The organism is Streptomyces sp. NPDC027189, assembly GCF_055566975.1.
In genome coordinates this window covers 198229-213577 of the sequence record NZ_JBVHRI010000005.1, presented here as the reverse complement: position 1 = coordinate 213577, position 15349 = coordinate 198229, and the positions used below count along the sequence as shown (strand labels likewise).

The window sequence follows — 15349 nt, the reverse complement described above, 5'->3', positions numbered from 1 at the left end:
GGCCGACGGAACCCAACCAATGCTCAACCAATGAGGGAAGGTGGCACCCGCATGAGCACCACCCCGCAGATGAGCCAACTGGGACAGCAGCAAGGACAGCACATGGGCCAGCAGGGCCCCAGCACGGCACCGCCGCAGCAGTTCGGGCAGCAGCAGGGCACCGGCCAGCAGCAGCCGTTCGGGCAGCAGCAGGGCATCGGCCAGCAGCAGCCGTTCGGGCAGCAGCAGGGCATCGGCCAGCAGCAGCCGTTCGGGCAGCAGATGATGCAGCAGCCGTACGGGCAGCAGGGCATCGGCCAGCAGCAGATTCCGTCGCAACAGATCCCGCAGCAGATTCCGCCGCACCTGCAGCAGCAGCTGCAGCAGCTCGGTCAGCAGCAGCCCTTCCAGCAGCTGCTCCAGCAGCTCGGTGGGCAGCAGCTCGGTGGGCAGCAGCAACAGCAGCTGGGCCAGCCGCTGGTCCTGCCGAGCGCCGTCGAGAGCTTGGCGCTGGTGAGTGGCGTGGCCACGCGCTTCTGGGACGTCGTCACTCCGCTCCCGGGCCAGCCGTCGATTCTCTACCTGCTCATCAACAACGTGTGGCACAGCCTGGTCAACCCCAACCAGGTGACGCATGACGAGGTCCAGGAAGCCTTCGCCTACGGGCAGCAGGTCATCGGGATCTACGACTCCACCAGCGGCGCCATCCAGGCCGTCATCGTGAACAAGTAGCGGCGGACGGCTCCCCGCACAGAGGGCGCCGGGCGGGTGAGAACCCGCCCGGCGCCCGGCCGTTGCTGTTGGTGATGCGGTTGCGGTTGCGGTTGTTAGAGAGCCACTCCCAGGAGGGCGTCCACGGCGCGCGAGACGACGCCGGGGGCGCCCTCGTCCGTGCCGCCCCGCTCGTGCTGGAGCGCGGCCCAGCGGTCGACCGCGAGAAGCGCCGCCGGCGCGTTCAGGTCGTTCGCCAGGGCGTCGCGGATCTCCTCGACGAACGCGTCGGCGGACGGGCCGTCGGGCCGCGACACCGCCGCCCGCCAGTTCTCCAGACGCGCGACCGCCTCTTCGAGGACGGAGTCCGTCCACTCCCAGTCGGCCCGGTAGTGGTGCGCGAGCAGCGCCAGCCGTATGGCGGCCGGGTCGACCCCGTCGCGCCGGAGCTTGGACACGAAGACCAGGTTGCCCTTGGACTTCGACATCTTCTCGCCGTTGAGGGCGACCATGCCGGCGTGCACGTACGCCTTGGCCATCGGGAACTCGCCGGTCAGCACCTGGGCGTGGGACGCGCCCATCTCGTGGTGCGGGAAGGCGAGGTCGGAGCCGCCGCCCTGAACGTCGAAGCCCATCCCGAGGTGGTCGAGGGCGATGGCGACGCACTCGATGTGCCAGCCGGGCCGGCCACGGCCCAGCGAGCCGCCGTCCCAGCTCGGCTCGCCCTCGCGGGCCGCCATCCAGAGCATCGGGTCGAGCGGGTTCTTTTTGCCCGGACGGTCCGGGTCACCCCCGCGCTCGGCGGACAGCAGGCGCATCGCGGCGGCGTCCAGGTTGGACACCTGGCCGAAGTGCGGGTCGGACTCGACGGAGAAGTACACATCCCCTTCGAGCTCGTACGCCGCTCCCGCGTCCCGCAGCCGCTCGACGAGCGGCACGATGCCGGGTATCGCCTCGACGGCGCCGATGTAGTGCTGCGGCGGCAGCATCCGCAGGGCGGTCATGTCCTCGCGGAAGAGGGCGGTCTCCTTCTCGGCGAGTCCCACCCAGTCGACGCCGTCGCGCTCCGCGCGCTCCAGGAGCGGGTCGTCGACGTCGGTCACGTTCTGGACGTAGTGAACCTGCCGCTTGGTGTCGAGCCACACGCGCTGAACGAGGTCGAACGCGTTGTAGGTCGCCGCGTGACCCATGTGGGTCGCGTCGTACGGCGTGATGCCGCACACGTAGATACGGGCGACGGGACCGGGGTCAAGGGTGACGAGCTCACCGGTCGCGGTGTCGTGGATCCGGAGGTCGCGGCCCTCACCAGGCAGGGCGGGGACCTCAGAAGCGGGCCAGGCATGCATGTCATGAGCCTAACCGGACGGAAGTTCCGTATACGAACCGGCCAGCACGTGATGGCCGAGAGGGCACTCTTGCGCGACACCGGGCGGCGTGCCTCTGGACGCCTCGCTGGGGCGGCAGCCCACCCGTCCCAGCCGCGGGCAATCGTGCCGCTGGGGCGGCACCCCTGCCCAAAGAGAGCGGCACGCTGCGAGCGCCGGTGAGCGCGCCCGCCCCAAGCTCAGCCCCGGGACGCGGTCATCTCACACCGGCGGCCAGGGAATCGCAGGCCACTCCCCACTCGGCTCCGGGTGCTTGCCGGAGGCGAGCATCGCCGAGACACGCGCGCGCGTGGCATCGATCTCCGCGGCGGTGATGAGTTCGGCCAGCCGCGTGGAAAGCAGCGCGCCCGGTGCCAAGCCGTCCCGCAGGGACGCGAGCACGGACACCGCCTCCGCCGTCAGCGTTTCCCCCGCCCACCCCCACAACAGCGTCCGCAGCTTGTTCTCGGCGTTGAAGGTGACCCCGTGGTCGATCCCGTACAGCCGCCCCTCACCGGCGGGCAACAGATGCCCGCCCTTGCGATCGGCGTTGTTGATCACGGCATCGAGCACGGCGAGCCGCCGCAGCCGCACATCGTCGGCGTGCACCAGCAGCGCCGTCTTCCCCTCACCGACCTCGGCGAAGCCAATCGCCTTCCAGCCCTCCTCGGGCTCCTCACGGTCGACCAGAGCGAGCAGCTCGGCCTCCGGGGAACCCTCGATCCACAGCTGGCACATGCCCTCCCCGTACGGCCCGTCGCGCAGCACGGTGGGCGGCACGAGCCCCCACCCGGTCGCCTCGGACACCTCGTACGCCGCGACCTCGCGCTGCGCCAGCGTGCCGTCCGGGAAGTCCCACAGCGGCCGCTCCCCGGCGACCGGCTTGTAGACGCAGAACGCGTCCCGGCCCTCGTACGACACGGAGCAGTAGAGCACCGCGTTCGACGCCTCACGGATCCGTCCGCGCACCTTCAGCTCGCCCTTGGCGAGCAACTCGGCCGTGGTCACGCTCCCCGGCGGTATCCGTTCTGGCGCGGACATACGTGTCCTTCCGGGTCGAGCGGGAGGCTGCACAGCGGGCAGGGCGGCCGGCCCGCGTTGACGACGTCGAGGGCGCGCTTGGCGAAGGCTCGGGCCTGCGCGCCGGTGAGCCGGACCCGGAGCATCGGCGGACCGTTCTCCTCGTCCTGGAGCAGCCGCTCCTCGGCCTCGGCGAGGTCCTCCTCGGAGTCCGCGTCGAGCTCCACGAGGGCCTGCGCCTCGACGATCATGCGCTGCTCGTCACCGTCCCAGGCCAGCGCCATGGTGCCGACTCGGAACTCCTCCTCCACGGGGGTGTCGAGGGGCGCGGTGTCGGACACCTCGGTCGGGGCCACGGCCGGAACGGGCGCGCTGCCACCGGTCCGCCGTACGACCTCGTCGAGGAGCTCGTCCATGCGCTCGGCAAGCGCGGCGACCTGGGTCTTCTCCAGGGCCACGCTGGTCACCCGGGGTCCTGAGGAGGCCTGCAGGAAGAAGGTACGGCGCCCGGGCAACCCGACCGTACCGGCCACGAAGCGGTCCGGGGGGTCGTAGAGGAACACCTGACGGGACACGTCCTGTCTCCATTGAAATCGACATGAGGACCGGCTGACTGCGCCGGCCCGCATCGGCTGCTGAGTACCTGCTGACAACTACTGTGCTGCTTCGACCGCTTCACCCTACTGCGGCCGACGATCACGGTGCGCCCGCGCCGCCCCCCACCGGGGCGTCTCCGCCCGGGGGTTCCTCGCGCGGCGCCAGGGACTCGAAATCACCGGTGTCGCCGAGGCGTACGAGAAACGGCCTCAGGCGTGTGTAACGGATCGCGGTGATGGAACACGGTTCAACAGAGATCCGCTGGAAGAGGTCGAGATGAAGTCCGAGTGCGTCCGCGACGAGGGACTTGATGATGTCGCCGTGCGAACACATGAGGTAGACGGCGTCACTGCCGTGATCGCGCTCCACGCGCGCGTTCCACTCGCGCACCGCCTCGGCGGCCCGTGTCTGCATGGCCCGCATCGACTCGCCGCCGGGGAACGCGGCCGCGGACGGATGCGCCTGTACGACCTCCATCAGCGGCTCGTCCTTAAGCTCCGCGAGCTTGCGGCCGGACCAGTCCCCGTAGTGGGCCTCCCCGATGCGCTCGTCGGTGTGCGCGCTCAGCTCGGGACGGGCGTCGAGCAGCGGCTGGACAGTCTCCTGGCAGCGCTGCAGGGGGCTGGTGACGACCTCGGAGATCGGCAGCCCGGCGAGCCGCCCGGGCAGGGCCGCGGCCTGCTGGGCACCGCGCTCGTCGAGGGCGACGCCGGGGGTCCAGCCGGCGAGCAGTCCCGCGGTGTTGGCGGTGGAACGTCCGTGCCGGACGAGGATCAGGGTGGGCATGCGGTCCAGCCTAGGCGCCCTCCGGAGTGCGTCTCCGGCCGGACGGCGGGACAATACTCTCCGTGATCGTCGACTGCGCCATCTACCGCGACGGGCGCCGCACGGAGGGCCCCGACGACCTCTCCGACGCCTTGGCGCAGTGCCGTGCCGGACATGACGCATTCGTCTGGATCGGCCTGTACGAGCCCACGGAGAAGGAGTTCGACCGGGTCACGGAGGAGTTCGCGCTGCACCCGCTGGCGATCGAGGACGCCCTCAAGGCGCATCAGCGCCCCAAGCTGGAGGTGTACGACGACTCGCTGTTCATGGTCCTCAAGCCGGTGGCGTACGACGCGGAGCGCGACACCGTCTCGTCCGGCGAGGTCATGGTCTTCATCGGGGACTCGTTCGTCGTCACCGTGCGGCACGGTGAGGAGTCGCCCCTCGCGGCCGTGCGGCACCGGCTGGAAGCGGAGCCCGAGATGCTTCGGCACGGTCCGACGGCGGTGCTGTACTCGATCGCCGACGCCGTGGTCGACCACTACGTGGACGTCGCGGGCGAGCTGGGAACGGACTTGGAGGAGCTGGAGGCGGAGGTGTTCTCGCCGTCCGGTGGCGGCTCCCGGAGCAGCGCGTCCCGGATCTACAACTTCAAGCGGCAGATCCTCGAGTTCCGCAGGGCCACGGGCCCGCTGGCCCAGCCGCTGGTCCGGCTCGCGGGCATCGGGCCCTTCCTTGCCTCGCTGCCCTTTGTGCACGACAAGGCACAGCCGTTCTTCCGGGACGTCAGCGACCATCTGACCCGGGTGAACGAGTTGGTCGAGGGTCTGGACCGGCTGGTCACCGACATTCTCTCGGCACATCTCGCGCAGATGACCGTGCGGCAGAACGACGACGTGCGGAAGATCTCCGCATGGGCGGCCATGGCCGCGGTCCCCACGATGATCGCCGGGATCTACGGGATGAATTTCGACCACATGCCGGAGCTGCACTGGCTGTGGTCGTATCCGGCACTGATCCTGGTGCTGGTCATGCTGGAACTCGGCCTGTACCGCCTCTTCAAGCGGCGGGGCTGGCTGTGACAGAACACATCACGCTTCCCATGGGTCGCGATGTGTTCCACGCACGCGTGAAGGCCGATCACGCGAACTCGGGAGCGGCCGACGCGGGCCCGCCCAGTGCGTCGCGCCGCTCGGGCATCTTCAGGGAGACCATCCGGCGCCAGCCGACGGCCCGCTCGTAGGCGTAGACGGCGTGGATGGCCGCGGCGAGCGTCGCCGCCTTGGCCCTGGGCCACCCGAGAATGCGTCCCATGTGGGCCATCACGGCGAGGCTGACGTCCCGGTAGATGCGGATCTCGGCGTGCGCGCACTCGCGCAGCGTCTGCTGGATGGCGCGGCCGTGTCCGGCGTACGCGAAACGCAGCAGCTCCTCGTGGCAGTAGGCGAGGTGGTTGTCCTCATCGTTGGAGATCATCTTCACCGCGCGGCCGATGTCCGGGTGATCCGCGAAGTGCTTGCGCACCAGCGTCATCTGCTCGGAGGCGCGCTGTTCGGTGACCCGGCTGTGGGCGAGATACATGACGATGTCCTGCACGGTGAGCGGCTGGTCGTCCTTGAGCTTCTCGTGTGCGAGGCCGATGCCGCGCCCCTCCAGGAGCATCGTGTAGTCGGTGTCGGGGGGGACCTCGACGGGTTCGAGACCGCGCTTCTTGATGAGGGCGTTGAAGATCCGCCCGTGTTTGTCCTCGTCGGCGCCATGTCGGGCGATCTTTGGCGCGAGCGCGCGCTCGCTCTGTGGAGCGAGCGCCGCGATCCGGGCGTTCTCCCAGCCGCCCTGCGATTCCCCACTGGCGGCGATGGAGCAGAACAGCCGGAACGACTCGTCGTTGTCGAGGATCTCCTGGAAAAGACTCTTGGCCGAAAGCATCACTGACACCTCTCTGCAGGGCTGCGCAGAAAACGAGTCAAATGGGATGTCAGGGGCGCGGCAACCGATGTGTCGGACAAATCCGCCAAACGGCGGATGACAGGGGAGGCCCGGGCGCGTAACCAAGAAGGCTCCGACGCGTTGTTCCCCGTGACGGCCGTGGCGGGGAAGACCCCCCGAGCCCCCACCACGGCCGCAGAAACTCTCCGCCGACCCGTTACTCCGCGCGTTACGCGAGCCCCGCCCGCTCCAGCGCGTCGGAACCGGCGCGGAGCGAGGCGATCCGGTCGTCCAGCGCGAATCCCGCTGGTGCCAGCGTGAGCGTGGTGACCCCGGCGGAGGCATACGCCTTCATGCGGTCGGCGATGCGGTCGACGGAGCCGAGCAGGGTGGTCTGGTCGATCAGAGCGTGCGGGACGGCGGCGGCCGCGCCCTCCTTGTCGCCGGACAGATACTTGTCCTGGATCTCGGCGGCTTCCTTCTCGTACCCCATGCGCTGGGCGAGCTGGTTGTAGAAGTTCTGCTTGCGGCTGCCCATGCCGCCCACGTACAGCGCGGTGTACGGGCGGAACATGTCGGCGAGCGCGGTCACGTTCTTGTCGTCGCCGAGGGCGAGCGGCAGCGTCGGGCAGACGTCGAAGCCCTCCATCGTCTTGCCGGCCTTCTCGCGGCCCGCGCGCAGGTGCTTGATCGCGGTGTCCTCGAGGTGGTCGGCGGAGGGGAAGATCAGCAGCGCGCCGTCGGCGATCTCGCCGGTCTGCTCCAGGTTCTTGGGGCCGATGGCGGCGACGTACAGCGGGATGTGCTCGCGCTCGGGGTGCACGGTCAGCTTGATCGGCTTGCCCGGGCCGCCGGGCAGCGGCAGCGTCCAGTGCTCACCCTCGTACGAGAGGCGCTCGCGCGTCATCGCCTTCCGTACGATCTCCACGTACTCGCGGGTGCGCGCCAGCGGCTTGTCGAACTTGACGCCGTACCAGCCCTCGGAGACCTGCGGTCCGGAGACGCCGAGGCCGAGGCGGAAGCGGCCGCCCGACAGCGAGTCGAGGGTGGCGGCGGTCATCGCGGTCATCGCGGGCTGGCGGGCCGGGATCTGGAAGATGGCCGAGCCGACGTCGATACGCTCGGTCTGGGCGGCGACCCAGCTGAGCACGGTCGCCGCGTCGGAGCCGTAGGCCTCCGCGGCCCAGCAGACGGCGTATCCGAGCCGGTCGGCCTCCTGGGCGACGGCGAGATTGTCCGCGTCCATTCCGGCGCCCCAGTAGCCGAGGTTGATCCCGAGCTGCATGGCCGATCCCCTTACCGATCAGTAACGTCCCTTGTTCCGGAGACCCTAGCGCGCTGGTGGGCGCGGCGGCAGGGACGGACTCGCGCTTGCCCGAACCTCGTTGTCCACAGGGCCCCCACGTACCGAGTCCTGGCCAGTAATCTCGGCGTCCATGGAGCAGAGGCATCTCGGCCGTACCGGCCTGCGTGTGTCCCGAATCGGACTCGGCACCCTCACATGGGGGCGGGACACGGACGAGCATGACGCCGCGGACCTCTTGAAGGTGTTCTGGGAAGCGGGCGGGACCCTCGTCGACACCGCGGACGTGTACGGGGACGGGGATGCCGAGTATCTGCTCGGACGCCTCATAGAAGGGCTCGTGCCGCGCCGGGACCTGGTCATCTCGACAAAGGCGGGGAGCGTGCCCGACCCCGACCGCCGCTTCGACGGCTCGCGCGGCCATCTGCTGTCGGCGCTCGACGCCTCTCTCGACCGCCTCGGCACGGACTACGTGGACCTCTGGCACGTCCACGCGTACGACCCCGGCACTCCCCTGGACGAGACCCTTCAGGCGCTCGACCTCGCGGTCAGCAGCGGTCGCGCGCGCTACGCGGGAGTGTCCAACTTCTGCGGCTGGCAGCTCGCCAAGGCGGCGACCTGGCAGCTCGCAGCGCCCGGGACACGGACGCGCCTCGCCAGTACGCAGATGGAGTACTCCCTGCTCCAGCGCGGCGTCGAGCGGGAGGTACTGCCGGCCGCCCTCGACCTGGGCGTCGGCCTGCTGCCCTCCTCGCCGCTCGGGCGGGGTGTGCTCACGGGCAAGTACCGGGGCGGGACACCGTCCGACTCCCGGGGCGGCTCGGAGCACCTCGCGCCCTTCGTCGCGCCGTATCTGGACGACACGGCCGGCAGCATCGTGGACGCGGTGACGACCGCCGCGGACGGTCTCGCCGTGACCCCGCTCCAGGTGGCTCTCGCCTGGGTCCGCGACCGGCCCGGCGTCGCCGCCCCCATCGTCGGCGCGCGCAACGCGCAGCAGCTCACGGCGGCGTTGTCAGTGGAGACCCTTAGTCTTCCTGACGAGATCTGCCGGGCGCTCGACGACGTGTCGGCGCCGGTGCACCACTATCCCGATCACGACTGGAGCACGCTGTGAGCACGGAGCCCGAGACCACGGGGGAAGCGGAGCCGGGGGCGCCGGGCGCGGACACGGCCGACGGCGCCGCCGAAGGCGCCGAGGCCGCCGCGGGCGACGCGACCGCGCCCTCCGAGGGCGGGGACGCGGACGCGGCAGCCCCCGAAGGCACCGAAGCCTCCGAAGGTGCCGCCCAGTTGTCCGAGGCCGAGGCCGAGCTGGCGGCCCAGCGCCTGGAGCGGGAGCGCATCGAGCGGCGGAAGGCCGAGAAGCAGGAGCCGATCGAGGCCGGAGCCAAGCTCAGCGGGAAGGCCGCGGATCTGCTCGCGGCGGTGCGAGCCGTCGAGAGTGGCGAGAAGCCCGTGGCCACCGCGTTCCGCGAACCCGAGCCCGCGCCGCGCAGGGTCGCGCAGGAGCCCGTGCGGCGGCCGCAGCCCATGGTCTCCCCGGCCGCCGCGCCTTCGGCCGCCGCACCCGAGACCGTCGAGGCCGTACGGGCCGTACTGACCGAGGGCGGCGCGCCCGACGCGCTCGCGGCCCAGGCCGTCGCGGCCCTGGGCGAGGGCGCCGACGAGCAGCTGCGCGACGATCCCTGGCAGTTGCTGCGCGTCGCCGGGGTGCGACCCGAGCAGGCCGACGGATTCGCCCGCGCGCTGCTCGGCGCGGAGTGCGGCCCGGACGACGAGCGGCGCGGCCGGGCGCTCACCGTCTGGCTCCTGGAGCAGGCGGCGCTCGCCGGACACACCGCCCTCGACGCCCCGGCGCTCACCGCCGCGCTCGCCCAGCGCTCGGTACCGGACCCGGACGCGGCCGTGCAGAGCACCCTGACGGAGGGCGAGGCCCTGGTCTTCCAGGACGCGCTCGACACGGCGGCGCCCGTTCAGGAGGAGGGCGCCGAGGAGGGCGAAGAACGCCCGGTCCGCGTCCTGGTGGGCCTGGAGCGGTACGCCCTGGCGGAAGAGAGCCTCGCCGACGGACTGGCCCGGGTGATGAACTCCGTGCCGAAGGAGGACGGTTCGGCCGCCGACTGGGAGCAGGCCGCCTCTTCGGCCACGCGGTCCGCCGCCGAGCTGATCCGCGCGGTCGCGGGCCACGGCCTGGTCCTGCACACGGGCGGGGACGCGTCCCAGGCCGAAGCAGCGGCGCTGCTGCACGCCGCGCGCGGTCTCGGCCTGCGCGGCTGGGCCGCCACGCACACTCCTGGCGGCCGCGACCACTTCACGGCCCAGCCGGCCCTCCGCGACCTGCCGGACGGCGCCGAAGACGGCGTGGGCACCGGGGTCGCCACCGTCGCCGGGCTCCTCTCCGGCGCCGAGGGCCCGGGCCGGGACGCGGACGGCGCCTTCGATCTCGACCTCCTCGTCGTCCTGGACGCGCCGCAGCTCGACATCGAGACGGCGGCCGTGCTCGCCGAGTCGCTGCCGGACGGCGCACGGCTGGTGCTGAGCGGAGATCCCGGGGTGCTGTGGTCGGCGGGTCCGGGGAGAGTCTTCGCGGATCTCCTCGCCGCCCGTGCGTGCCCGCAGGTGGCCTCCCGGACGCCCGACCCCGGGCCCATCGGCGAGCTGGTCTCCGGGGTCGGGATCGGCGAGCTGAACCAGGTCGAGGCACCCGGCAAGGAAGTCGTGATCGTCCCGGTGCGCGACGCCGGCGAGGCGGTGCACCGGACCGTGCAGCTGGTCGCGGACTCGGTGCCGCGCGCGATCGGCATCCCGGCCGAGCAGACGCAGGTGATCACGCCGGGGCACGGCGGTGCGGTCGGTACGCGCGCGCTCAACGCCGCGCTCAAGGAGCGGCTGAACCCCGGTCCCGGCCGCTTCGGCGGCTTCGACCCGGGCGACCGGATCGCGTACTCCCCCGCGCCGGGGCGTTCGGTGCCGGGGCACGTGGTGAAGGCCGACGCCGAGGGGCTGCACCTGGAGTGCGCGGGGCTCCCCGTCGTCGTATCGAAGGAGCGGGTGGAGCAGTCCGTGCGGCACGGGTGGGCGCTCACGGCGCACCAGGCGGTCGGCTCGCGCTGGCCCGCCGTGGTCGTGGTGCTCCCCGGCGATGCCGCGCAGTCCCTGACCAGGCCCTGGGTGTACACGGCCTTCGGCCGCGCCGAGCGTCATCTGTCCGTGGTCCACGGGGTGGAGGGGGCCTTGCAGCGGGCAGTGGCGGAGGTGCCGCAGAAGCCGCGCACCACACGCCTGCCGGCCTTGCTCAAGGCGCAGGTCCCGGCGGCCGGCTGAACCCCGGAGCCGGAGTGCACCACCGCTTGTGTGGGGCACCCGGCGCCGGGGGGACCGGGTGTGGGTGCGCTGCTCGGCGCCCACGAGGTGCCGCTCTCTGCGGGACGGGTGCCGCCCCAGCGGCACGACTGCCCACAGCTGGGACGGCTGCGCGGCCAGGGCGGCTGCGCGGCGAAACTCAGCGGTCCGCGTCCATGGGCTCCAGGTCGCCGTCGGGGCCGAGGTCGTCCTCCAGGTCGTCGTCCGACTCGTCGTCGAAGACCGCGCTGACGTCGAAGCGGCAGACCACGCGTTGCGGGTCGACCGAATCGAACGGGGTCTCCAGCCACTCGCCGGGCTCGGCGGGTTCGTCGGCGGCGGTCACCCAGAGTGTGGAGTCGCCCTCCTCCAGGCCGAACTCCTTGTGCCGGGAGGCGATCTCGTCCGGTTCGAACTCGCCGAACAGGACCCCGAGCGCCCCATGGATCGTGCCGGCCGCCGCGTCGAAGCCCGCGGTGGCGGTGGCCCCCTCCTCCTCCACGGCCTCCACCCGCTGGGCCTGTGCCAGCAGTCGCTGGGGTTCCACCACCGCGTAGTCCCGGCGGATCAGTACGCTCAGCGCATTCGGCTCCTCGGGGCCCGTGTACGGCGGCAGCGTGTCCTCGCTGCCAGGGATCTCGAAGGGCGTGACCTCGTCGTAGCGGTCGTAGAGGAGCTCGTCGTACTCCTCGGCCGCGGCGGCCAGCTCATTGAACGCCTCGTAGACACCCGGGTCGTCCTCACCCGTCCTGCGCTCGACCGCGGCCAGGTGGCGGTCGAGCGCGGTCTTGACCGCCTCGGCGGCGGCGCGTACCTCGGCAGCGGTGGGCTGCACAGCATCAGACATAGTGCAGACGCTATCCGTACACAGGCTCTGCCCGCACAATAGATGCGATGCCGGAATACGAATTTGTCGACGTGTACGTACCGCGCGGGGTCTCCCGCAAGGAAACGACGCGCCTGCTGACGGACCATGCCGAGTACGGACACTGGGAGTTGGACCGCCTGAGCCTGCTGCGCGACGGCAGCCGCAAGGTGCGGCTGCGCCGGCGGATCATCCGCCAGGCACGCGCCACGTGGTGACGTAAGGCGACTGAAAACGGAGTGGGGCCCGCACCGGCGGGGCCCACTCCGTTCTCCACGCCACCGGGAAAGTTTGTGGCGTTGTGATCGGGTTCGTACCGTTCTACGCCGCCGATCGTGCCTTGCGGTAGAGCACGGCACCGGCCAGCAGCGCGCCGGCGCCGACGGGCACGACCACACCGAGCGGCAGGTCACTGCCGGTGTGGGCGAGCTGTGCGGTGCCCTGGGGCTGGGCGACGGACTGCGCCCCCGGGTGGTTGGCGTGCGAGGAACCGCCCGGCGTCTTGCCTCCGGGGTGGGACGGCTGGCCCGGGTGACCGGGATGACCCGGAGTACCCGGCCGGCTCGGCTCACCGGGCTGCCCCGGGTGTCCGGGGTGCCCCGGCTGACCCGGCTGGCCCGGCTGACTCGGCTGGCCCGGCTGCCCCGGAGGCGGCGTCTCGTGACCGCCGCCGGGCGGAGTGGTGGAGTGACCGCCGCCCGTCCCGTTGGCGCAGTCGTTGCCCGCCGCCGCGTTGCCGATGCCGATCACGTTGACGCTGTTGCCACAGACGTTGACCGGTGCGTCGATCGGCACCTGCACGTGGTTGCCGGAGCCCACGCCCGGCGAGTCACTGGCGTGGCCGCCGGCCTGGGAGCCGCCGCCGGAGCTGCCGCCGCCGTGGTTGACGCATGTGTTGCCCATCGCCGGGTTGAGCACCCCGACGACGTTCACGGTGTTGCCGCAGACATTGACCGGCGCGTGCACCGGCGCCTGCACCGTGTTGCCCGACAGCACGCCGGGCGAGTCCGAACTGGAGCCGTTCGCACCCGAATCGGCGTGTGCGTAGCCGCCTGTCACGGCGAGTACGCCGGTCGCGGCCGCCACGGTCATCAGGCCCTTGCGGGTGACCTGTCGCATAGCTGTATCCCTGCCTTAGCCCTGTGTCTTGGACCGTTCGGAACCCGCACGCACCCCCAGTGCGTGCGCGGAAAGCCGGTCGGCCCCGGAGCGCATGGCACGCACTCCGGGGTCGACGGGCTCAGACCCTCATGGGGTGAGGCACAACGTCACTTGTTGATGCAGGAGTTGCCGAAGGCGGGATTCAGCAGCCCGATCACGGAGACCGTGTTGCCGCAGACGTTCACCGGGACGTGAACGGGCACCTGGATGACGTTGCCGGACACAACACCCGGGGAGTGCACGGCGGCACCCTGGGCACCCGAGTCGGCGACGGCCAGGCCCGCACCCGCGAGAACCAGACCACCAGTGGCAGCCGCAGCAGCGACGACCTTCTTGATCATTATTCCTCCTTGTTGGCACATGCGATCCCAAGCAGCGGATCACGACACCTGTAACGAGGAGGGAGTAGTAGAGCTACGAGCTTATGGTCGCATTCACTCTTCTCAGTCAGTGCCGCACAGGCTGGCGAATACTGAAGTTTCGTTTCAGTGGGCGAATTCAGGATGCCCGGAGGGCGATTGCAGGACGCCTCAGCACACGTCAGGACGCATCGATGAAGCGGTCGAGCACGCGTACGCCGAACTTCAGCGCATCCACCGGCACCCGCTCGTCGACGCCGTGGAACATGCCCGCGAAGTCCAGCTCCGGCGGCAGCTTCAGCGGGGCGAAACCGAAGCAGCGGATGCCGAGGTCCGCGAAGGACTTGGCGTCGGTGCCGGCCGAGAGCATGTAGGGCACGGCACGCGCGATCGGGTCCTCGGCGGACAGCGCGGTCTGCATCGCGTCGACGAGGGCGCCGTCGAAGCTGGTCTCCAGCGCCTTGTCCGCGTGCACGTCCTCACGCTTCACGCGCGGGCCGAGAATCCGGTCCAGGTCGGCGAGGAATTCCTCTTCGTACCCCGGCAGATAACGCCCGTCGACATGCGCGGTGGCCTGCCCGGGAATCACGTTGACCTTGTAACCGGCACCCAGCTGGGTCGGATTGGCGGTGTTCTGCAGCGAGGCTCCGATGAGCTTGGCGATGCCGCCGAGTTTGGCGAGCGTCTCGTCCATGTTCTCCGGGTCGAGTTCGGTGCCGAGCGCGTCGCCGAGTTCGTCGAGGAAGTGCCGCAGTGTCTTGGTGACGCGCACCGGGAACTTGTGCCGGCCGAGCCGCCCCACGGCCTCGGACAGCTCGGTGATCGCGTTGTCCTTGTGGATCATCGACCCGTGACCGGCGGTGCCGTCCACGGTCAGCTTCATCCAGTGCATGCCCTTCTGGGCGGTCTCGACGAGATACAGCCGCAGCTTCTCGTTGACCGTGAAGGAGAAGCCGCCGACCTCGCCGATCGCCTCCGTGACGCCCTCGAAGAGGTCCGGGTGGTTGTCGACCAGGTGCCGCGCACCCCATGTGCCGCCCGCCTCCTCGTCCGCGAGGAAGGCCAGGACGATGTCGCGCGGGGGCTTCCTGCCACTGCGCAGCCGGTCCCGTACGACCGCCAGTGTCATGGCGTCCATGTCCTTCATGTCGACCGCGCCGCGGCCCCACACCATGCCGTCCGCGATCTCGCCGGAGAAGGGGTCGTGGGTCCAGTCCGCCGCGTTGGCCGGTACGACGTCGGTGTGGCCGTGGATGAGCAGTGCGGGCCGCGAGGGGTCGTCGCCCTCGATACGGGCCACGGTGGAGGCGCGGCCCTGGTGCGACTCGAAGATCTGCGGTTCGAGCCCCACCTCGGCGAGCTTCTCGGCCACGTACTCCGCGGCCTCGCGCTCGCCGGGCCCGGAGTGGTCCCCGTAGTTGCTGGTGTCGATCCGGATCAGCTCGCGACAGAGGTCCACGACCTCGTCCTCGCCAGAGACGCTCCTGGCCGTGTTCGACTCGCTCACGCTGCTTCCTCCCACTGTCACCGCTGGTGGTCCCCCTCATCCTCTCTCCGACCCCCTCCCCTCCCCAAGGCCGGTCCCGGCCCGTCACACCCCGTTCACGCGGGAACAGGGCGTGATCAGGAGCCATCGAAAGCCTGGTAATGTTTCCTCTGTCGCCGCGAGGGAAACCCGCGCGACAAACACCTTGTCCGGGTGGCGGAATGGCAGACGCGCTAGCTTGAGGTGCTAGTGCCCTTTATCGGGCGTGGGGGTTCAAGTCCCCCCTCGGACACATCGAACGAGCGAGGGCCGCGACCATCAGGTCGCGGTCTTCGCTCGTTGCGTTCATCGCCCCCTCACGGAGAGTGCCGGTCGACCCCTCGCTCGTTGTGTTCGCAGCGTTACGGGCAGATGTGGGGCAGATCTCGTCAGGATGACATATCCCCATGTCAGAGCACCGTCATC

Annotated in this window: 15 protein-coding genes and 1 tRNA gene; 6 read left to right on the top strand and 10 right to left on the bottom strand. The window is 70.7% G+C overall.

Features of this window, described 5'->3' with window-relative positions:
• Positions 1-51: 51 nt before the first annotated feature.
• Positions 52-711: a hypothetical protein gene (locus ACZ4RZ_RS14555; protein WP_467744622.1), complete on the top strand. Its 660-nt coding sequence runs from the start codon at positions 52-54 to the stop codon at positions 709-711.
• A gap of 95 nt (positions 712-806) precedes the next feature.
• Here ACZ4RZ_RS14555 and mshC read toward each other — a convergent pair whose 3' ends face one another.
• The 4 genes from mshC to ACZ4RZ_RS14535 all read right to left on the bottom strand — a co-directional run bounded on the left by mshC (position 807) and on the right by ACZ4RZ_RS14535 (position 4457).
• The gene (gene mshC, locus ACZ4RZ_RS14550; protein ID WP_467744620.1) at positions 807-2036 is read right to left on the bottom strand and encodes a cysteine--1-D-myo-inosityl 2-amino-2-deoxy-alpha-D-glucopyranoside ligase; all 1230 of its coding nucleotides are present in this window, start codon (positions 2034-2036) and stop codon (positions 807-809) included.
• Positions 2037-2276: 240 nt separating this feature from the next.
• Positions 2277-3095 carry an SCO1664 family protein gene (locus ACZ4RZ_RS14545; protein ID WP_467744619.1) on the bottom strand — a complete coding sequence of 273 codons (819 nt, stop codon included), beginning with the start codon at positions 3093-3095 and terminating at the stop codon, positions 2277-2279.
• Positions 3059-3649 (bottom strand): DUF3090 domain-containing protein, encoded by a 591-nt coding sequence (locus ACZ4RZ_RS14540; RefSeq protein WP_189187836.1) that lies wholly within the window; start codon positions 3647-3649, stop codon positions 3059-3061. Before ACZ4RZ_RS14540 ends, ACZ4RZ_RS14545 begins: the two co-directional genes overlap by 37 nt.
• A gap of 121 nt (positions 3650-3770) precedes the next feature.
• Positions 3771-4457 (bottom strand): histidine phosphatase family protein, encoded by a 687-nt coding sequence (locus tag ACZ4RZ_RS14535; protein WP_467744617.1) that lies wholly within the window; start codon positions 4455-4457, stop codon positions 3771-3773.
• A gap of 62 nt (positions 4458-4519) precedes the next feature.
• Between ACZ4RZ_RS14535 and corA the strand changes: the two genes are divergently transcribed.
• The gene (gene corA, locus ACZ4RZ_RS14530; RefSeq protein WP_467744615.1) at positions 4520-5518 is read left to right on the top strand and encodes a magnesium/cobalt transporter CorA; all 999 of its coding nucleotides are present in this window, start codon (positions 4520-4522) and stop codon (positions 5516-5518) included.
• Positions 5519-5576: 58 nt separating this feature from the next.
• Here corA and ACZ4RZ_RS14525 read toward each other — a convergent pair whose 3' ends face one another.
• Positions 5577-6365, bottom strand: coding sequence for a ferritin-like domain-containing protein (locus tag ACZ4RZ_RS14525; protein ID WP_467744614.1), 789 nt, complete (start codon positions 6363-6365; stop codon positions 5577-5579).
• Between the two features lie 229 nt (positions 6366-6594).
• Positions 6595-7650, bottom strand: coding sequence for an LLM class F420-dependent oxidoreductase (locus tag ACZ4RZ_RS14520; RefSeq protein WP_467744612.1), 1056 nt, complete (start codon positions 7648-7650; stop codon positions 6595-6597).
• Between the two features lie 151 nt (positions 7651-7801).
• Between ACZ4RZ_RS14520 and ACZ4RZ_RS14515 the strand changes: the two genes are divergently transcribed.
• Together ACZ4RZ_RS14515 and ACZ4RZ_RS14510 are read left to right on the top strand one after the other, a co-directional pair.
• Positions 7802-8785, top strand: a complete 984-nt coding sequence (locus ACZ4RZ_RS14515) for an aldo/keto reductase (protein ID WP_467744610.1) — start codon at positions 7802-7804, stop codon at positions 8783-8785.
• Positions 8782-10995, top strand: a complete 2214-nt coding sequence (locus tag ACZ4RZ_RS14510) for a helix-hairpin-helix domain-containing protein (protein ID WP_467744608.1) — start codon at positions 8782-8784, stop codon at positions 10993-10995. Before ACZ4RZ_RS14515 ends, ACZ4RZ_RS14510 begins: the two co-directional genes overlap by 4 nt.
• Positions 10996-11173: 178 nt before the next feature.
• On the opposite strand, the gene ACZ4RZ_RS14505 is transcribed toward ACZ4RZ_RS14510, so the two are convergent.
• Entirely contained in the window at positions 11174-11860 is a 687-nt protein-coding gene (locus ACZ4RZ_RS14505; RefSeq protein ID WP_467744606.1) for a hypothetical protein, read from the bottom strand.
• A 47-nt stretch (positions 11861-11907) separates the two neighbouring features.
• Between ACZ4RZ_RS14505 and ACZ4RZ_RS14500 the strand changes: the two genes are divergently transcribed.
• Entirely contained in the window at positions 11908-12096 is a 189-nt protein-coding gene (locus tag ACZ4RZ_RS14500; RefSeq protein WP_467744604.1) for a DUF5703 family protein, read from the top strand.
• 103 nt (positions 12097-12199) lie between these two features.
• Here the strand turns inward: ACZ4RZ_RS14500 and ACZ4RZ_RS14495 are convergent, their stop codons facing one another.
• The 3 genes from ACZ4RZ_RS14495 to ACZ4RZ_RS14485 all read right to left on the bottom strand — a co-directional run bounded on the left by ACZ4RZ_RS14495 (position 12200) and on the right by ACZ4RZ_RS14485 (position 14905).
• On the bottom strand, positions 12200-12997 hold the full coding sequence (locus ACZ4RZ_RS14495; protein WP_467744602.1) for a chaplin: 798 nt from the start codon (positions 12995-12997) through the stop codon (positions 12200-12202).
• A gap of 149 nt (positions 12998-13146) precedes the next feature.
• A complete protein-coding gene (chpH, locus tag ACZ4RZ_RS14490; protein ID WP_467744600.1) occupies positions 13147-13380 on the bottom strand; it encodes a chaplin ChpH in 234 nt (77 codons plus the stop codon).
• Positions 13381-13579: 199 nt separating this feature from the next.
• Positions 13580-14905 (bottom strand): M20/M25/M40 family metallo-hydrolase, encoded by a 1326-nt coding sequence (locus ACZ4RZ_RS14485; protein WP_467744598.1) that lies wholly within the window; start codon positions 14903-14905, stop codon positions 13580-13582.
• 186 nt (positions 14906-15091) lie between these two features.
• Between ACZ4RZ_RS14485 and ACZ4RZ_RS14480 the strand changes: the two genes are divergently transcribed.
• Positions 15092-15176, top strand: a tRNA-Leu gene (locus ACZ4RZ_RS14480).
• Positions 15177-15349: the final 173 nt, after the last annotated feature.